This window comes from Victivallis sp. Marseille-Q1083 (assembly GCF_903645315.1).
Lineage (GTDB): Bacteria > Verrucomicrobiota > Lentisphaeria > Victivallales > Victivallaceae > UMGS1518.
In genome coordinates this window covers 293,841-312,219 of record NZ_CAHJXL010000002.1, presented here as the reverse complement: position 1 = coordinate 312,219, position 18,379 = coordinate 293,841, and the positions used below count along the sequence as shown (strand labels likewise).

Here is an 18,379-nt window from a genome sequence, read left to right as displayed (position 1 = left end):
TTTCAAATCCGCCATTCTTCCGGACCGGGAGAATGGCGGATTTGTATCTATTTCTCTAAAATAGCCCTTATTTTTTTCAGTACTTCGTCGCTCGTTTCTGTGGAAGTACGAATCAGTTCCAATGCTTCGTTGATACGTTGTTGGGCGGATTTTCCGCTGATTTCGCCCGAGATCGCGGCGATGGCCTGCCGCTGGGCTTCATCTCCGATATGCGTGTAGAATTTGCTGACGATTTCGGAATCGGCTCCGAGGATGGAAAGGACCGTTGCCTGTGGCACCCCGGCCTCAGCACAATAGGACGCGAACGAATGCCGTAGCGAATGGAAGCCGTAGACCGTCACCTTTTTATCCCTGCCGGGAACGGCCACGGACGGCTCCAAGCCAATCCAGCGGATTACCCGGAGCATGTCGATGTTCACGAGGTTGTTGCCGACGTTCTTGCCGCGAGCGTCGGTCTTGTTGTAACGTGCGGCAATATTGGGACAGACGTAATCGGTTTCTCCGGCCTTCCACGCCAAAGCACCCTGCAGAACCTCCAGCAGCTTCGGTGCAATCGGAATCGTCACTTCCTTGCCGGTCTTAAACTGCTTCACCCATATCCGCTTCAGGTTGAAATTGATTTTGTTCCAACGCAGCAGTACACAGTCTTTCAGCCGCTGGCCGGTAAACATGCCGAGATAGTAAACCACCCGGACTTCCGGTTTGTTCATGACCGTGTACTTGTCGTCGTCAAGGACAGCCTGCAACAGTTGTTCCTGCTCCCGAGTGAAGGAAAGACGGCGGACATCCTGTTCCCGCTCTTCCCGCTCCCGTCGCAGTTGCGTTGCGGAGTGAAACGGATTGCTGCCGCTCCAATATTCCCGGAGGACATGGAAGATACGGCGAAGCCGCTTGATTTTACGGTTATGGGTGGAAACGGCGATTTTCTGATTACGCATATACTCGGCGTACTGCTCTCCTATTTCCGGGGTAATGTCGCGTACATTCTTCTGTGGAGCGCCAAGCCAGTCCAGAAACTCCTGAAATGTGGCGCGGTAGGATTGAGCTTCCGCAACCGTGGCGGAAGTTGCACGTTCCGGGCTCTTTTCATAGACTGCCCAGGCTTCGGAAAGCGGCAGATTCTTTTCCGGAGTAATAAGGCCGCGGGCATGTTGTACATGAGCGGCGATGACTTCCGTTGAAGTTGCTTTCAACAAGGGAATCTGTTTATTCGCTTCTTTCAAGGCTTCCTTTTGATTCCGGGTTTTGAGGCTGATTGCCTTACGGGCTCCATTGACCTGGTAGCGAAAGTAATAGACGCCGCCTTCCTCTTTCTGATAGACGGTTCCGATGTCGAGTTTAATTTTCTGGATGGCCATTTTCGATCCTTTCTTACGAGAGTACCGGATTTAGCCAATATAGACGTGTTTTGACAAAAAGAAAGCTCGAAATGGTACTTTGTGGTACCGTTTCGAGCTTTTTAACCTCAAAAATGGTGGAGCTGGTGGGAGTCGAACCCATGACCTATACGATGCGAACGTATCGCTCTAGCCAACTGAGCTACAGCCCCATTCATCAATGCCTTTACAATACATATTTTCGAAAAAAAATCAAGAGTCGTTTTGAATAATTCTCAAGAAAAGTTACATTATCTCCATAAGAATGACCAGAAACGGCGGAATTCGGGGACATTCAGGCAAAAAACAGGGGATTGCGACAGTTTTTCAATGAAAACTGGAAAGACTTTATGGATAATCTTGATCCAATGACATCTGAAAATTTCGATTCGTCATTGACGGAGCCGGAAATTCTTGAGTCTATCGAATTGGAGGCGACCACTGATTCGCTGCAGAGCTATCTGCGGCAGGTCGGCAATCTGCCGCCGTTGACGGCGGAGCGGCAGGAGGAGCTTGGCAATGAGATATTGCGGTCAGATTTGAATTTCCGGCGAGAATTGTACCGAATCGGGTTTGTTTTGCGTGAACACATCCGGCTGCTGAAAGAACACTACGAATCGGAAGATTTGCCGTTCAGCGATATTTTGCAGCCCTCGACTTTACTGGAATTGGAGCAGGATCCGGAAGATTTCAACAACAGGATGCTGAAATGGCGGGAAGAACTCACCGCGTGGTATGACGAAGCGGTACGGAAATTTGCCGAACGCGATCCGGAATTGGAAGAATTCCGCCAGGTCGCCGTGGAAACGATGTTGGAATACCAGATGGTCGGCGACCAGTTGAACGAATGGTTCGACGTGATGGAAGAGATGTATGGGACGGTTTCTTCCCGGCGCGATGCCAGCGGCAAGATATTACCCGACCAGAAGCGCTACCTGGAAAAGAAAACCCTGATGACTTTCGATCAGTTTCTTGAGGCGCGTTCCAGAATCATTGCCGCCCGCGAAGCGCTGCATCGGGCCAGGCAGGCGATGCTGGAGGGCAATCTGCGCCTGGTGATCGGCGTCGCCCATCGCTATCGGCACAAGGTTTTGCCTTTGAATGACCTGATTCAGGAAGGAAATCTAGGGTTGTTGCGGGCGCTGGAAAAATTCGATTTTCATCTCGGCCACAAATTCAGCACCTATGCGATTTGGTGGATCAAGCAGAATATCGCCCGGGCGATTGCCGAACAAACCCGGATCATCCGGATCCCTTCCCACATGATCAATACGATCAGTGCGATGAACAATGCCGAACAGCATTTCATTCTGGAGCACGGCCGGGAACCGGAAATCGAAGAATTAGCGGCCGAACTGGATTTGCCGGTAGCGCGGGTCAGCGCCATCCGGAAAATGGCCAGGCAAACCATCTCTTTGCAGGCGCCGGTCGACAGTTCGGCGGAAAGTTCCTGTCTTGAGGAAATGCTGCCGGACGAAAATGCGCTGGATCCGTCGGACACCATCACTGATAAGATTGTTCATGAACAGTTGCGGGAATTGCTGAGTACGTTGTCGGAACGGGAACAGCAAATCATCATCATGCGTTTCGGTCTGTTCGACCGGCAACCCCAGACATTGATGAAAGTCAGCCAGCATTTCGATCTGACCCGGGAGCGCATTCGGCAATTGGAAATCAAAATTTTGAAGAAACTGCGTTCTCCCGAACGGCTGAAGATTTTTGACGGCCGCTATTCGGAGTAACGGAAGGAGAAAAGTGTAACATGGATAAAGCGTTGAATTTCATTTATCGCCGGCGCAGTGTCCGGCAATTCCAGCCACGGGCGATTGCGCCGGAAATCCTGAATGAACTGTTGCTGGCAGCGATGGCGGCGCCTTCCGCCCGCTGCAAAGACCCGTGGCGCTTTATCGTCGTTACCGAGATGGAACTGAAAAACCAATTGGCCGAAGCTTTGCCGACCGGAAAATTCATGCAAGACGCGCCGGCGGTCCTCATTGTCGCCGGTGATATCGAGGCGGCCAATATCGGCCACCTCTCCTATTTGCTGCAGGACTGTTCGGCGGCGATTGAAAATATTCTGTTGGCGGCGGCCGGGCTGGGACTGGGCAGTTGCTGGGTCGGCATTCATCCTCGCGAAGAACGGCTGCTCCCGGTCAGCAAATTGTGCCGGTTGCCGGAGACGATCATTCCGGTCGGCGGAATTGTCCTCGGCTATCCGTTGGAAACGCCGGAAGCGCGCACCCGTTACCGGGCCGATTTTGTTCATTACAACGGCTGGCGGCAACATTGAGGCAATCACAGCGGGTTCAGGGCTCTCGAAGGGACATTTTCCCTTCGGGGGCCGATTCGTATCTCTTCAACCAGTAGAAATTCAAGAAAAATGACGGCGACTGCAATTGATTTAAAAGGAATCTGCAAAGCTTACCAGCCCGGCAAACGGGTGTTGGAGCCGATCGATTTGTCGATTCAACCCGGAGAACTGTTTTTTTTGTTGGGGCCGTCCGGCTGCGGCAAATCCACCTTGCTGCGGATTCTAGCCGGCTTGATCGCGCCGGATGAAGGCGAAATTTTCTTCAACGCGGCCAGAATCGATCAATTGCCGCCGGAGAAACGCCAGGCGGCGATGGTATTTCAAAGTTATGCGCTGTGGCCGCATCTGTCGGTGTTCGAAAACGTGGCATTCGGCTTGCGGGCCAGCGGCGTCAAAGGAGCGGAATTGAACCGCCGGGTGGCGGAGGCGTTGGAAATCGTCCAGCTCGGAGAATTGCGCGACCGTAAAATTCCATCCTTATCCGGCGGACAACAGCAGCGGGTGGCGTTGGCCAGAGCCCTGGCGGTGGAACCGGCGGTGCTGCTGCTGGATGAACCGTTGTCGAATCTGGATGCCCGTTTGCGGGATATCATGCGGCTGGAAATCCGCCGAATCTGCAAGGAACGCCGCCAGACCGCCATCTATGTGACGCATGACCGCAAGGAGGCGTTGAGCATGGCGGACCGTATCGCGGTCTTGAATCAAGGCAAATTGCAGCAGATCGGGACGCCACAGGAGATTTACCGGCAGCCCTGCAACCGTTTTGTCGGTGCATTTCTGGGAGAAGCCAACTTTATTCCGGCGACGATCACGGCGGTGACGGCAGTTCGAATCCGGGTGGCGTGCGGCTGGGGAGAACTGTCGGTGCCGTCGCCGGCCAAGCCGTTGGCGGCCGGAGACTGCGTGGAATTGCTGATCCGGCCGGAAAGCATCCGGCCGGCGGCGGACGAAGAATTGGAAAATAGCTTTGAAGCGGTATTGACGGAGGGAACGTTCCTTGGCGAAAGCGGCAGTTGGAGTTTGAAGGCCGGAGACGGCAGCCGGCTGGTGATGAACGAACTGTCGCCGCGGCCGCGGCTGCCCGGGGACACCCTGCGGGTGCAAGTGGCGCCGGAAGATATCGTCATTCTGGAGGCGGAACGGTGAAAAAACGCTGGCAGAATGGGCTGGCACTGCTGCCGCTGCTGCTGCTGGCAATCCCGCTTTTGCTGCAGCCGGCGGCGGAAGATCGCCTGACCAGGGACGGAGCGGAAACGCTGGTCGTCCTGACCCCGCATTCCGAATCGATCCGCTATGAGTTTGAACGGGCGTTTCAAAAATACTACCGGGAACATTATGGCCGGGATATCGTCATCGACTGGCGAAGCCCGGGCGGTTCTTCCGATATCGTCCGCTACATCGACGACCGTTATGAGGCGGCTTTCCGCGAATATTTTCTGAGCGATCCGGCCAATGGCGGTTGGGATGAGGAGATCGCCGTCAACTACGCCAACCATCGGCTCAATCCGGCGACGGCTTCGCCGCGCGCCGTAAAAGCACGGGAACTGTTCTTGAATTCGGATGTCGGCATCGGCGTCGATCTCTTTTTCGGCGGCGGCATGTACGATCAGCAAAAACATGCGGCGCGGGGATTTGCCGTGGACGGCGGCGTTGCCCGGCGTCATCCGGATATTTTCCGGCCGGAAGTCATTCCGGCCAGTTTCAGCGGCGAGACGCTGTTTGATTTACAGGGGCGCACCTATGGCGTCTGTCTTTCTTCATTCGGCATTTGCTACAATCCGGACCGCCTGGCTGAACTGGGCGGAACGCCGCCGCACTCCTGGAGCGACCTGGGAGAGGGAAAGTTTTTCCGAACCCTGTCGGTGGCCGATCCGACGAAATCCGGCTCGATCACCAAATGTTTCGAAATGATTCTGCAGCAAAACATGCAGCAGGCACAGAAATCCGATCTGGAGCATGGGGTGGCGGACGGCTGGGCGAACGGCATGAATCTGATCAAGCGGATTGCCGGCAACGCCGTCACGATTACCGACAGTGCCGGCAAGGTGACCCGGGATGTTGCTTCCGGCAATGCCGCCGCCGGGATGTGTATCGATTTCTACGCGTTCGCCGAAGCGGAATGGACGGCCGGCCAGAACAATGGAATTTCCCGGATTGTTTATGTCTTGCCGGAAAGCGGCAGTTCTATCACCGCCGACCCGGTTCAACTGTTGCGCGGAGCACCGAACCGGCCGGCGGCGGAAGCGTTTCTTGATTTCCTGCTGTCGCTCGACGGCCAGAAGTTATGGGATTTTAAGGTCGGCACCCCGGGTGGCCCGGTCAAATATGTCATCCGGCGGCCGCCGATCCGCCGGGATCTTTACGTCGGAGAATTCAAACCGTTTCTGGCCGACGGCGACTACAATCCCTACGAAGGCGGCGGAGCATTCGAATACGACGGCCGTTTGACCGGCGCTTATTTCAATTTGATCCGGGTCCTGATCAAATGCGTGGTGCTCGACCCGCTGGATGAATTGCAGGCGGCCTGGCAGGCCATTCTGGAGGCGGGCGGTCCGGAGGCGGTGCCGGAAGCGATGGCGCAGTTCAATTGGCTGCCGTTCGCCTATGAAGAGGCCGGCCGCCTGGATGAATTACTGTATCCGCAGCAAAATTGGTCGATGGCCCAGGTGGTGGCGTTGCGGCGGGAATGGACGAAACAGGCGCAACAGCATTATCTGCGGGCGGCGGAACTGGCGAGGCAAGGCAAATGAGACGAAGAAAAATTTTACAATATCTGGCGGCGGGCGGCTTGTCGGCATTTTTCGCCGTCTTCCTGGTCTGGCCGGTTTATACGGTCGTCGCCGAAGGGTTGAATTGGACGATGCTGCTGGAAATCTTCCGCAGTCCGATTTATCTGGAAGGATTATGGAATTCTCTGGCGGTGGCCGTGGTGACGACGTTGTTGGTTTTCCTGATTTCGCTGCCGCTGGCCTGGCTGTACGACCGTTACGAGTTTCCCGGAAAAAGTTGGTGCAACCTGGCGATCATGGCACCGATGATTCTGCCGCCATTCGTCGGCGCGCTCGGTTTTCAACAGTTGCTGGGCCATTATGGCGTGGTCAATGCGGCACTGGGCCATCTGGGGTTGCCCGGCTGTGATTTTCTGGGCGGCGGCGGCCGGTTCTGGGCGGTCTGTTTGATTGAGGCGCTGCATCTCTATCCGATCCTGTACTTGAATTTGGTGACTTCGCTGGCCAACCTCGACCCGGCGCTGGAGGAAGCCGGCCGCAACCTGGGCGCGGGCGCCTGGTATCGTTTCCGGCGGGTTACCCTGCCGCTGATCCGGCCCGGCATGTTCGCCGGCGGCAGCATCGTGCTGATCTGGAGTTTTACCGAATTGGGCACGCCGTTGATGTTCGGCTACAACCGGATCACCGCAGTGCAGATTTTCAACGGTCTTTCCGAGCTGGAAAGCAATCCGCTGCCTTATACGCTGGTCATGGTGATGCTGGCGATTGCCGCGGCGCTTTATCTCGGCGGCAGGCTGGCGGTCGGCCGGGATGGGGCAAGTTCCCTGTCGAAAGGAATTGCCGGCAGCGGCGCCCGGCCCCTGGCCGGTTGGAAGCGCTGGCTGCCCGGCGGAGCGTTTTCAGCGGTGACATTGCTGGCGGTCTCACCGCATCTGGCGTTGGTTTTGACCGCCTTTTCCCGGGACTGGTACGGCAGTGTCTGGCCGGAAGGGTTCACGTTCTTCCATTTCGAACAGGCGTTGTCCAACAAGTTGGTGGTACCGAGCATCATCAACAGCATTCGTTATTCGCTGTTGGCGATGGCGGTGGCGGTAGGGCTCGGCGTGCTGACCGCCCTGCTGACGGTGCGCTGGAAGCTCAAGGGCGGTTTTCTGCTGGATTTGCTGGCCATGCTGCCGCTGGCGGTGCCGGGAATCGTCATGGCCTTCGGCTTCATGGGAATGAGCATCAAATACAGTTGGGCGCGGACGCTTTTCGACCCCATCAACAACCCGCTGTGGCTGCTGGCGGCGGCCTATGCGGTCAGGCGGCTGCCGTATGTGGTTCGGGCGGTCAGCGCCGGTTTACAGCAGACGCCGGAAGAATTGGAGCTGGCGGCGCGCAATCTGGGTGCCTCAGGGATCATGACCTTACGCAAAATCGTCGTACCGCTGATCATGGCCAACCTGATCGTCGGTGCCTTGTTCGCCTTCAGCTTTTCGATGCTGGAAGTATCGGATTCGCTGATTTTAGCCCAGAAAAGCGAATTCTATCCGATCACCAAAGCGATTTTCGAACTCTCCCAGATCATGGGTTCCGGTCCGTTCATCGCTTGTGCCTTCGGCGTTTGGGCGATGCTGTTTCTGGCTTCCGCCCTCGGAGCAGCGGCAGCGCTGCTGGGGCAGAAAATCGGAGCGATTTTCCGTTTCTGACGGTTGAGAGCGGTTGACAGCGGGCGAAAACATCGTTATAGTAAACGGCATAAGGAAGACTGAAAATATGATCGATTTCACTTTGGGAAAATTCTGCATTGAAGCAGGCTCCGACAATGGATACGATGAAACATTGTCCGGGGCGCTGATCAACTGATTCTTTTTCATCGACAGGCTGTTCGGCGGCGAGCATTCGCCGTGCGGCAAGGGTTTGTCGTATACCAGAAGGCTGCGGACGAAGTTTCGTCCGCAGCTTTTTTGTGTAGTCATTTAAAAAAAGAATCGGAATCATGAAGGAATTCGCGCAGAATCTTACGGTTGGAAAGGTATCGAAACAGCTTTTCCGCTTTACCGTCCCATTGTTTTTCGCCAATCTGCTGCAGGCGTTTTACAATATCACCGATATGATCGTGGTCGGCCGTTTCGTCGGCAGCACCGGCCTGGCGGCGGTCAGCAATGCCTCGGTGCTCTGCTTCATCATCGCCGGCATCGGCCAGGGAATCACCATCGGCGGTACGGTATTGGTGGCGCGCACCCGCGGCGCGGGTGATCGCCGGGGAGAACGGGAAACCATCGGCACATTGTTTACCTTGACGGCGTTGGCGGCGCTGCCGGTAACGGTCGCCGGCCTGATGCTGAGCAGACAGATATTCGTCTGGCTGGAATTGCCGGACGAAGCGCTGCCGGAGGCTGTCGCCTACATGGATATTTTGAGCGGCGGAACCATTGCCATTTTCGGTTACAATGCCGTTTGCGCACTGTTGCGCGGGCGCGGCGACTCGCGGCGGCCGCTGCAATTCGTCGCGGTGGCGGCAGTCGTCAACGTCGTCCTCGATTTACTGCTGGTCGGTTGGCTGCAACTGGGAACGTCCGGAGCGGCCTGGGCGACGGTAACCGCCCAGGGAGTTGCCCTGTCGGTTGCGCTCGGCCATCTGAAACAGCGGGAATTCTTCTGCGGCTTCAGGTTGCGGAGCTTGGTAATGAGGCCGGACAAGGTGGCCGGTATTTTACAAACCGGCATTCCGTCCGCCTTGCAGATGCTGGTGGTCAATCTGGCATTTCTGCTGGTAACGGGGATGTTCAATCGCTATGGCGTCGCCGTCGCGGCGGCGGCCGGAATCGGGCTGAAAATCAGTACGCTAGCCGGTATGCCGTGCTGGGCGGTCGGCCAGGCCGTCACCGCCATGGCGGCCCAGAATCTGGGCGCCAACCAAATCGCCCGCACTGCCGAAACCGCTTTGGCCGGAATCCGGCTCAGCCTGCTTTCGACCGGAACCGCCGTGGTTTTGATCCAGCTTTTCGCCGCCCAGGTGATCGGCTGCTTCAACTCCGATCCGGAGGTGATCCGGACGGGCGTGGTTTACTTGCGGATTTTCTGCTCCTTCAGCGGCCTGGCCTACGCGGTGATGTACACCTGCGATGCCTTCGCCACCGGAACCGGAGCCGCATCGCTGGCTCTCTTCAACGCGTTGCTGGAAGCAGTGTTGCTGCGGCTGCTGCTCTGCTGGCTTTTCGGCATGGTATGGGGGGGCGGATTCGTTGGCGTTTGCTGGGGCATGGCGCTTTCGACGCTGCCGCCGGCGCTGATCGGTCTCGGCTATTACCGCCGGGGCAGTTGGCGACGCTTGAGCTAAGGGAAAACCGATAGAATTCATCGATAAGGCCGGATTGACACGATCTGCCCGTTCAAAAGCGAAATCGTCTGAATCCACCTTATCGATGCACTTGTTCGGTCAGAGCCCGTCGCCGGCTCGCACCAGGCGTGGAATCGAAATATATTGCTCGTCGCCGTTGCTGTCCCCTTTCGGGTCCACTTCGACGGTAATCAATACATTTTCCCCGCAGTACCGCTCCAGCGGCACCCGCCATTCATGCAAATCCGTGTCGAATGCGCCGGACAATGCCCAGGGAACCTGGGTAGTCGCTTCCGGCCGGCAATCCAATTCGTTGACGGTCACACCGTTCACCAGCAGCCGGACAACCGTGCCGTTGCCGTGAGAATTGGCGGCATTCTGCAAGTGGAACAGCAATTCCGAATTTTCTTCCGGCGCTTTGATCAACCAGTCGAGCCGCCGGACCCGGCGGCCGTCCAGCCGATAGCGTTCCTCGCCGTCGGCAAACCTTCCGCGATGCAATACGGCCAACGGTTCGGCTTCCCCCTCGCCGATGCCGCTGCTGCCGAGGTTCCGCACCATGACACCGGCCGTCTCGAGAGTTTCTCCGGGAATGACTGGCCGGCCGGCTTGCCGCAGCGCAACAATCCGCACCGGATAGGGACCGGCCAGGTCAACTTGCCCGGCGGCCGGACAACGCCGGCCATTGACCGATACTTCCGCAAAAGTCTCCTGCCATTTCAGCCTGAAACGCTCCGGCATGCGTTCCGGAGCGCAAACGAATTCGCAGTAAACCAGTTCCGGGGTATCGCAGTAGCGCTCCAGCCAGACGCCCTCCGGCAACGGGTCAAACTCGAAAGCCGCCGCATCCCCCTCCTCCGGCGCGGCCGGAAAAAGCGCATAGGAACGTTTCGGATCCAATCCTTCCAGCCGATTTCCCCGCCGCAGCGGCCAGCCCGGCAGAGTCAAGCTGCCGGCATAGGAACCGGCGCCGTCCAGCCGTCCGTAAAGCGGTACGCCGTCCGGATCCAGCATCTGTTGAAGTGTGCCGTCGTCATAATAACGATAAATGCCGTCGATGCCGCGGTAAACGCAGCGAATGTATTCGCCGGCCGGTTGCGGCGGGAAATACGGCTTCAAGCGTTTGGTCGTAAAAATGCGGGTCCGCAGCGTCATCAGGCCGGCAAAACCGCCGACCGATTCCGGCTCGAAAGCCGCCCCCATGACGACGCCCATGCCGCCGGCCGCATCGGAAACCGCCATCAGCGTATGTTTGAGGAAATCGCGTTCCGCCGCCACCGACGGCACCCAGGTCGAATATCCGAACAGGAAAGCCGTCACCGGCAGTTGATGATGCAGCCGGTAACGCCGCCAGGCGTCATCTCCCCAGACTTGCGCGTAATTCAGCGGCCACTTGACGGCAAAGGCGATTTCCGGCGGTCCGTATTCCGATGCCATCGGCACCTGCGGCTGCGTTTTCTGCAGCAAACGCATTTGTTCCACCGTCCCCTCCCCGGCCGAAAGCCCGTCGACGACGCCGTTGCCGAAATCGCCGGCACAGCCGGCGGTATCTTCATAATTGGCGTCGGTGCCGGTGCCCCGGTTCCATTCGGCGGCCTGGGCGGCATGGAATTCGCGCCAGCGCCTTGACAACGGGTCGCCGTACAGCAGTTGTCCCGGCCGGATGCCGTCCAGCGGCCCGGCCCCCGGCAGTTGCGGTACGATGGTGCCAGTCAGCAATTCGTTGACCTCCGCCGGTTTCCGGGTCAGGTTGTACTGATAGATCGCGTTTTTTCTGGTCAGAAAAAAATCCACCAGCTTTTCCCGCTCGAAAATCCGGGAGCCGACATTGACGCAGTAAGTGTTGATGTACGCCATCGTTTTGAAGCCGTATTCATGCAGCCTGGCCACCTTTTCGACATAACCGGCCCGCGGCGTCCAATCCGGCAGTTCGGTATCAAAGTCCGGCGCCCGGCCGTTCCAGTCGTGGCACAGCACCGTTTCCGGCGGGAAATATGCCGCCAGCCGTTCGGCGTCCTCACTGCCGACGACGTCGATGACCGCATGGATGCTGCCGGCCCACTCCACCGCATCCCGGACCGCCAGTTCAGCGGCGAATTTCCGGCGGTACCAATCGCGATACGGAGTCATCGCCTGCTGCCAGGAGCCGGGAACCGCGGTAATTTTCAGCGTCACCGGCCGCAGGGAAGTCTGCGACTCGAACGGCATCAGATTCTGCGGCTCGAAAGCCAGCGAAAACTGGCCGTTCAAGCGGCTGATGAATGCGTAATAAGGGCCGAAATGATCGTCTTCCAGCCACAGGCCGAGCGCTGCGCCGTCCAGTTCAGCCGCCAGGACCGGCGCTTCGAGAAACGGTGCTCCGCCCAACGGCATAATGCCTTCGGCCCCTGTCCCGCGATATTCCATGCCGCCGAAATTCGGCAGCACCAGCCGGCTGGCGACCGGCAAACCGACCCCCGGCAACTGCCCGCCGAAAATCCCGCCGGGCGCGGCACCGGCGGCGACGACCGCCACCGCACCGTCCGCCTCCGACAACGTCAGCGTCAGCGTTTCTTCCGGAAAAAATTGTTCACCGCCGCCGAGCCCGCGGTAATGCAGCACCACACGATCAGGCGTAACTTCACAGTGGAATCCGGATCCTTCCACCGGCCGGTGATACTGGCGGAACGTCTGCGGCGCCAACAGCGAACCGGTGGCAAGATTGCCCCACTGAATATGCGTCCGGCTCAATTCCGCCGCATCGCCGTCGAACACCCCCAATCCGGCCGGAATACCGGCGGCGGCGCCGGCCGGGCTGCCGAACTCCACTCCAGTAGTCAATTCCCTGATCCGGACGATCTTGCCGGCGGCGATTTCCAGCTCCAGTTTTGATGTGCGCACGACTGCGCCGTCGACGGTGGATTCTGCTTCGAGCGCACCGGACGGCACACTCATTCCCAGGGCCAGGACCATGCCGGTCAGCATCAGCCATCTCCTTTTCATCGTCCGCATCAATTGAAGGTGATCGTATTGTTCAATCCCCAGAACGGCAAATCTTCGCTGTTGACTTCGCCGGGGAGATATTTCTTGATGTCGAGGTGACCGTCGGAATAGGTGCAGTTCATCGTCCCGCCATGGCGCTTGTCATGCAAATTGGCATCCGCATTGGCATAATACCCCGTCCATATTCCATTCGGATTGGTCTCCATCAGCAACATCGTTTCACTCGGCGTCTCCAGACGGGTGAATTTCAGCGTCTTCGGCCAGCCGGCCAGATCGCCGCCGCCGGTATACCAGTTGAGACCGTAGACGTAATAACCGCTCAGCCAGTTTTGCTTTCCGGCCAGGCTCGGCACTTCCGTCCCGACATAGGTTTTCGCCACCGGGCAATAGAGAATCTCCTGTTCGAATTCGCTGTCGGTATTCGGTTCCGTCTTGCTGCCGCCGAAAAAGCCGGCCCGGAACAACAGCATTCCCCACGGCAGGCCTTCCGACAGCGCCGGGACGATCGTGTCGTCATGGTCATTGCCGTACATCGTCAGATAAAGTCCGACCTGTTTGAGATTGCTGGTGCATTTGATCCGCTGGGCCGCCGCCTTCGCCTTGCCCAGCGCCGGCAGCAGCATACTGGCTAATATCGCGATAATCGCGATCACGACCAACAATTCGATCAATGTGAAAATTTTTTCATTGTTCTTCATCTTTCAGACTCGCCTTCCTTCTGTTTCAGATTTCTGATTCCGTACCGCTTCACAACACTCCGGCAATTTTCCTTACCACCCCAACGAACTGTTCGCCGAAATATTATCCATATTTAAAGTATAGGACAAAAAACGAAAAAAGTCAACCCCTTTCCATAACAAAAATCAAAATAAATAACAACAAAAATGTTAAATCAAACAATCGATCATACCGCCCGTTTCAATGCAAAGATTCGAGCAGCTGCCGGCAATTCAATACTTTTTCCATCAAACTGTTCGGCGTATAGTAATAGTGATTGCTCGCCTCGAAACCGATTTTAGCGTCCTCGTGCTGCAACTGGTTGACCAAGACCGCCAACCGAATCTCATCGGTCAGAATCTGCCGCAGCTCTTCCTTATTTTTCTCCGGCTCCGAGCGCAGCAGAATGAAGGCGATCTGGTTGGCGGCCGAAGCGAAATGGGCGCCGGTCACCTGCGCATAGCGCCGCAACTCGTCGTAATTATCGTGCAATGCTTCCGGCACCAGGTCCGCCGCCGCCTCCAGCAGCTTCACGCCGGCGTCCCACGCCTCGCTCATCGTCCGGAAGGTTTCGGCATAAAGCGTTTCCGGATAGATGCCGCGCCAGGTGGCCAGATCGTCGTAGGGAAAGCCGACCATCGACGCGCGATAACCGGTCGGCGACGCGAACAACAGATTCATCGGCCCGCAGTTGACCGGCGCGTAATAGATCGCCGACACCTTGTCGAACGGGAAAAGTTGAAAAGCCCGGCTCAGTTGTTCATCGGCCCGCAGCAGCAGCGGCAAGGCCGGTTCGCCGTAGAGTGAACGAAAGATCGTTTCCCGGTCGGCCGACAGCAAGCCGATCAACGGCGATGGCCAGCCGCCCAGAGTCCAGGAGAGCATGAAATCCGCGACACCGCTCTCCCGCAGCCGGTTCAGATGGGTTTCGACCAGTGCGAAAACCGGCAGATAGGGAACCGCGCTCATCTCCCAGGAGTTGTTGATCTGGATTTTCGCCGCCCTTCCCAGGCCGCCTTGTCCGGCCAGTTGCCAGTTGCGGCGCGCCTGCGCTGACGGCCCCGGATGGGAAATCGAGTAATCGATCACTTCGGAACAATAGCCGCCGCAATCGGTCGGCACGCCCCATTCACTGACCGTCAGGACGGAAATGTTGCCGGCCAGGCGCCGGATGGTCGCTTCAATCTCCTCTGCGTCCCAGGCCCAGGTGTATGCCAGGACCGGCGCCGCCGAACCGGCGGCGGCAATGCCGGAGGCATAGGCGTTGAGCAGCTCGGCGATGATTTCCGCCGTCGGCCGCTTCGCACAACGCGGGCATTCGCCCTTGCGGTCGTGGGAAGCGCAATTGGTCGGATTCTCCGACCGGGTGATGGTCAGGAGGCCGCCCAGCAGCGGACAGGCCCGGAACAGTTCGGTTGTCGCCTGGCGCAGATAATCCAGCACGGCCGGCCGCGACGTGCACAATGTCACTTCGCGCTCCAGTTCGAAACTTTTCAAATCGGCAAATTCGGCCGCATAACGTTTGGGAATGCTGCGCGGTTCGTTGAAATACAGGAGGATCCGGATGCCGTACCCCGCCGCCCGTTCGGTCAATCGCTGCAAATTGCGCCGCCGCCGTTCAAAACCGGCCGACAAAGCCGGCGCCCGGCCCGGCCAGGGAACCAGTTGATAGAGCAACCCCTGCAACCACAACGCATTGATGCCGGCCTGTTGATATTCTGCCAGCAATTGTTCCGGAAAGTCGGACAGCGCATCATCCAGCAACCAGTCGCCATAGGAGGCGCAATAGGGGTAAATCATCCGCAGATGCGGCGACCCGGCCGCCCCGGCCACTGCACCCGGACGGAATTCAAACGGCCGGAACGACCGCAGTTCCGGCGGAAAGTCCGCTTCGATCCATTGCCGCAACTTTTCCAGTTGCTTCCACTCTTCAGCGCTCGGCGGCCGGTAGCCAAGCGGGGTCGCCGCCGGCTTCAGATAGCCCAGCTTCGCCCACAGGAAATCGTCTTCCTTCAGCATATGTTCCAATTCGCCGGCCGAGAGTTCGAGCAATTCCAACAGTTGCGCTTCGGTCAGCAGATGCCAATTCTGGCGGATGATTGTACAATAACCCCGGCTCCGCCATGCCGCGGCATGGCGGTCATCGGCCGGCGGCAATCCCATCCGCTTTGCCAGCTCCCGCAATTGCGCCGGTGTCGCTCCGATCAAACCCGCCAGTTTCGCGAGAGGGACGATATTCCAGTTGCGAAACAGAAAGCAGCATACCGGATTGGGAAAATGCGGAAAGGTCAGCGCGGCCGGCGCCTGCATCATCGACTCCATCGTCAAGCTCCTTCTTTTTCCTGCTTTTGCATCGTGCACACATCGTCAACCGTTCCGCGGCCGCATCGCCGGCGCGGAGGAATGGCTGAATAAGTTCTTTATTTCATCCCGGCAAGCCGCCGCCGGGGCGCTCAGCTTTCCCGGACCAGCAGCGAAGGGATCAGGCGGATTTTCATCGGGTTGACATTGCTGTTCAAAATACATTCCACCGCCTGCTTGGCCAGTTGCCGGTAGTCGAGCATCACCGTCGTCAGCCGCGGATAAAGCTGTTCTCCCAGCGGCAGGCCGTCACAGCCGCAGACCGAAATCTGGTCCGGAATCCGCAGGTTATGTTCGTACAGCGCCCGGTAAACACCGGCGGCCATTTCATCGTTGGTGAAAATGGCGTCGAACGGAATCTGCCGGTTCAGCAGCGTATTGACCGCCGCCTGGGCGCCTTCCGCCGTAAAATCGGTGTATAAAATCAATTGATCGTCCGGTTCGAAACCGGCGGTTTCCAGCGTATCGCGATAACCGAATTCGATCTCCCGGGAAAAATAATGTTCGGCCGGCCCGGTGATCAAAGCGATCCGCTGCCGGTCATTCTTCAAAAGATGTTGCACGGCCAGCGCCGCCGCACAGGTATTGTCGAATGCGAAGGAACTGTACGCCGCTTCCAGCACGTCCCGGCCGGAGTCGTCCAGCAGCAGCGAGTTCGGCAAAGCGACCAACAGCGCCCGCCGTTCGGCGTCGGAAAACGAACCGATGATCACCGTCCGCTCGACGTCGGCGTTTTTGGCCGTTTCGATCAGCCGCAGGAAATTGGTGTAATTGCAGTCCGTCGTCCGGATGATGCACTCGAAACCGTGCATCGCCAGATCCTGGACCAGCAGCGCAATCACTTCGGAGTGAAACCGCGCCATCGATCCCTGCTGGGTGCTGACGATCAACTGGATCAGCCGGCGGTGCTGCGCTTCCGGTTCATTCTGTTTCCGCCCGGCCCGCGACAACCGCAAATACCCCAGCCGGGCCGCCGCGTCATAGACCTTTTCCCGGGTTTTTTCCGCCACGCTGACCTGCTGCCGCAACGCCCGGCTTACCGTCATCGCGCTGAGTCCGCATTCGGCGGCGATCATTTCGATCGAAACCCCTTTGGATTTGCTCGCTTTCATTTTCCACCCACTCCGCAAAGTTAAATTGATTTCACAGTGATCGTCATTCGAAAATGCCGGCTTTTTTCGGTCCCGTTTCAGTTTGGTTTTCCGCTTTTATAAAGTTAAAAATAACATTTAAATGTGAAAATACAAGATTTTTTTCCAATCGGCGCTTGATTTTTCCGAAAATCCAGACATTTTTAACATAGAACTGTTAAATATAACATTTCACCACCCCTAAATGGTCCCAAAGTCAAGGAGAAGGCTCATGAGTTACCTGATTGCGAGTGAAAGTGAACAACGTCTCGACGCCGTAAAAAAATTGCTGGAGGCCAAAAATCTCGACCTGGCCCTGGTCTATTACGATGAATGCAACCTGGCCAACGGCTGGTACCTGACCGGCTGGTGTCCGCAGTTCGAGAGCGGAGCGGTGCTGGTGCCCCGCAAGGGACCGGCCATGCTGCTCGGCGGCCCCGAAAGCGAACCGTTCGCCCGGCAGGACAGCGCGGTCAAGAATACCCGGAATTTTCCGGTGTTCATGGTGCCGGACGAAGAGTACCCGGCCGCCGAAATCATCGGTTTTCCGGAATTGTTCGCCGAATTGCAGCAAACCCTCGGCAGCGTTCGCCGGATCGGCCTGGTCGGCGGCGACCGGATGCCCTACCGCTGCCGCCGCGAGATCGAAGCGGGTTTCGCCGGTGTGGAAATTTCCGACATCACGACCGAATTTCTGGCTTTCCGCGCCGGGAAATCACCATGGGAAATTGAACAGATTCGCGCCGCTTTCAAGCTGGCCGATTTTGCCTATGAAGCGATGAAAGCGAAAATCGCCGTCGGCAACAGTGAAATCGAAGTGGCGGCAGCCGGCGAATATGCCGCGCGCAGCCGCGGCGCCACCGGCTTCGGCTTCACCGCCATCGTCGGCAGCGGCAGCCGCAGCAACGCCGTAGTGCCGACCTCAACCAACAAAATCATGCAGGACGGCGAGATGGTGATGATCGGTATCGCGCCGAAAGTATGCGGTTACGCCGGCGTGGTCGGCGACGCTCTGCCGGTCAACGGAGTCTACTCGGCCCGGCAGATTGAGAGCATGAAGTATTTGCGTGAAGCGTTCGTCCTGACCCGAGAAAAATTGCAGCCTGGCTTGACCGGACGGGAAATCGACGCGCCGGCCCGGCGGTATTTCCGTCAGCACGGCTTCGAGTCCTACCTGGTCTGCCCGTTCGCCCACACCATCGGCCTCAACGAGGCGGAAGGGCCATTTTTCGGCCCGAACAGCGACGATGTGCTGGAACCCGGCATGACCGTCTGCGTCGACATCAGTTTCTTCGGCCATCCGGAATTCAACGGCATCCGTATCGAAAGCGGTTATGAGATCACCGCCGCCGGCGCGGTGCCGTTCAGCCCGGCGTTGGATAAACGCCATTCCGACCTGGACCATTTCGAATTCTGAAGTTATATTCAGGAAAACTCAGGAAAGGTTG

General features: G+C 57.7%; 12 protein-coding genes and 1 tRNA gene. 7 read left to right on the top strand and 6 right to left on the bottom strand.

The annotated features are described in order from the left end of the window. Window positions 1-47: 47 nt before the first annotated feature. Together HWX74_RS17305 and HWX74_RS17300 are read right to left on the bottom strand one after the other, a co-directional pair. Window positions 48-1,358 carry a tyrosine-type recombinase/integrase gene (locus HWX74_RS17305; RefSeq protein WP_176014839.1) on the bottom strand — a complete coding sequence of 437 codons (1,311 nt, stop codon included), beginning with the start codon at window positions 1,356-1,358 and terminating at the stop codon, window positions 48-50. Window positions 1,359-1,472: 114 nt separating this feature from the next. Next, a tRNA-Ala gene (locus tag HWX74_RS17300) sits at window positions 1,473-1,549 on the bottom strand. Between the two features lie 195 nt (window positions 1,550-1,744). On the opposite strand from HWX74_RS17300, the gene HWX74_RS17295 reads away from it, so the two are divergent. The 6 genes from HWX74_RS17295 to HWX74_RS17270 all read left to right on the top strand — a co-directional run bounded on the left by HWX74_RS17295 (window position 1,745) and on the right by HWX74_RS17270 (window position 9,741). After that, window positions 1,745-3,118, top strand: a complete 1,374-nt coding sequence (locus tag HWX74_RS17295; RefSeq protein ID WP_176014838.1) for an RNA polymerase sigma factor RpoD/SigA — start codon at window positions 1,745-1,747, stop codon at window positions 3,116-3,118. Between the two features lie 20 nt (window positions 3,119-3,138). After that, complete coding sequence (locus HWX74_RS17290; RefSeq protein WP_176014837.1) at window positions 3,139-3,666, top strand: nitroreductase family protein; 528 nt, start codon at window positions 3,139-3,141, stop codon at window positions 3,664-3,666. Window positions 3,667-3,756: 90 nt separating this feature from the next. Continuing rightward, entirely contained in the window at window positions 3,757-4,833 is a 1,077-nt protein-coding gene (locus HWX74_RS17285) for an ABC transporter ATP-binding protein (protein ID WP_176014836.1), read from the top strand. Beyond that, on the top strand, window positions 4,830-6,437 hold the full coding sequence (locus tag HWX74_RS17280) for an ABC transporter substrate-binding protein (protein ID WP_176014835.1): 1,608 nt from the start codon (window positions 4,830-4,832) through the stop codon (window positions 6,435-6,437). Before HWX74_RS17285 ends, HWX74_RS17280 begins: the two co-directional genes overlap by 4 nt. Then, window positions 6,434-8,107 carry an iron ABC transporter permease gene (locus HWX74_RS17275; protein ID WP_176014834.1) on the top strand — a complete coding sequence of 558 codons (1,674 nt, stop codon included), beginning with the start codon at window positions 6,434-6,436 and terminating at the stop codon, window positions 8,105-8,107. The genes HWX74_RS17280 and HWX74_RS17275 overlap by 4 nt, the downstream gene beginning before the upstream one ends. Window positions 8,108-8,397: 290 nt before the next feature. Further along, window positions 8,398-9,741 carry an MATE family efflux transporter gene (locus tag HWX74_RS17270; RefSeq protein WP_176014833.1) on the top strand — a complete coding sequence of 448 codons (1,344 nt, stop codon included), beginning with the start codon at window positions 8,398-8,400 and terminating at the stop codon, window positions 9,739-9,741. Window positions 9,742-9,840: 99 nt separating this feature from the next. Here HWX74_RS17270 and HWX74_RS17265 read toward each other — a convergent pair whose 3' ends face one another. The 4 genes from HWX74_RS17265 to HWX74_RS17250 all read right to left on the bottom strand — a co-directional run bounded on the left by HWX74_RS17265 (window position 9,841) and on the right by HWX74_RS17250 (window position 16,913). Then, the gene (locus tag HWX74_RS17265) at window positions 9,841-12,705 is read right to left on the bottom strand and encodes a hypothetical protein (RefSeq protein WP_217705002.1); all 2,865 of its coding nucleotides are present in this window, start codon (window positions 12,703-12,705) and stop codon (window positions 9,841-9,843) included. A 26-nt stretch (window positions 12,706-12,731) separates the two neighbouring features. Next, window positions 12,732-13,421, bottom strand: coding sequence for a type II secretion system protein (locus HWX74_RS17260; protein WP_176014831.1), 690 nt, complete (start codon window positions 13,419-13,421; stop codon window positions 12,732-12,734). Window positions 13,422-13,641: 220 nt separating this feature from the next. Beyond that, window positions 13,642-15,762, bottom strand: coding sequence for a hypothetical protein (locus HWX74_RS17255; protein ID WP_176014830.1), 2,121 nt, complete (start codon window positions 15,760-15,762; stop codon window positions 13,642-13,644). A gap of 131 nt (window positions 15,763-15,893) precedes the next feature. Beyond that, window positions 15,894-16,913 (bottom strand): LacI family DNA-binding transcriptional regulator, encoded by a 1,020-nt coding sequence (locus HWX74_RS17250; RefSeq protein ID WP_176014829.1) that lies wholly within the window; start codon window positions 16,911-16,913, stop codon window positions 15,894-15,896. A gap of 250 nt (window positions 16,914-17,163) precedes the next feature. Between HWX74_RS17250 and HWX74_RS17245 the strand changes: the two genes are divergently transcribed. After that, a complete protein-coding gene (locus HWX74_RS17245; protein ID WP_176014828.1) occupies window positions 17,164-18,348 on the top strand; it encodes a Xaa-Pro peptidase family protein in 1,185 nt (394 codons plus the stop codon). Window positions 18,349-18,379 lie beyond the last annotated feature (31 nt).

Bases quoted from the DNA above. Each gene is read 5' to 3' on its own strand.
- HWX74_RS17285 (WP_176014836.1), top strand. From the start codon at position 3,757: ATGACGGCGACTGCAATTGATTTAAAAGGAATCTGCAAAGCTTACCAG.
- HWX74_RS17250 (WP_176014829.1), bottom strand. From the start codon at position 16,913: ATGAAAGCGAGCAAATCCAAAGGGGTTTCGATCGAAATGATCGCCGCC.
- HWX74_RS17265 (WP_217705002.1), bottom strand. From the start codon at position 12,705: ATGCTGACCGGCATGGTCCTGGCCCTGGGAATGAGTGTGCCGTCCGGT.
- HWX74_RS17245 (WP_176014828.1), top strand. From the start codon at position 17,164: ATGAGTTACCTGATTGCGAGTGAAAGTGAACAACGTCTCGACGCCGTA.
- HWX74_RS17255 (WP_176014830.1), bottom strand. From the start codon at position 15,762: ATGGAGTCGATGATGCAGGCGCCGGCCGCGCTGACCTTTCCGCATTTT.
- HWX74_RS17305 (WP_176014839.1), bottom strand. From the start codon at position 1,358: ATGGCCATCCAGAAAATTAAACTCGACATCGGAACCGTCTATCAGAAA.
- HWX74_RS17270 (WP_176014833.1), top strand. From the start codon at position 8,398: ATGAAGGAATTCGCGCAGAATCTTACGGTTGGAAAGGTATCGAAACAG.
- HWX74_RS17290 (WP_176014837.1), top strand. From the start codon at position 3,139: ATGGATAAAGCGTTGAATTTCATTTATCGCCGGCGCAGTGTCCGGCAA.
- HWX74_RS17260 (WP_176014831.1), bottom strand. From the start codon at position 13,421: ATGAAGAACAATGAAAAAATTTTCACATTGATCGAATTGTTGGTCGTG.
- HWX74_RS17275 (WP_176014834.1), top strand. From the start codon at position 6,434: ATGAGACGAAGAAAAATTTTACAATATCTGGCGGCGGGCGGCTTGTCG.
- HWX74_RS17295 (WP_176014838.1), top strand. From the start codon at position 1,745: ATGACATCTGAAAATTTCGATTCGTCATTGACGGAGCCGGAAATTCTT.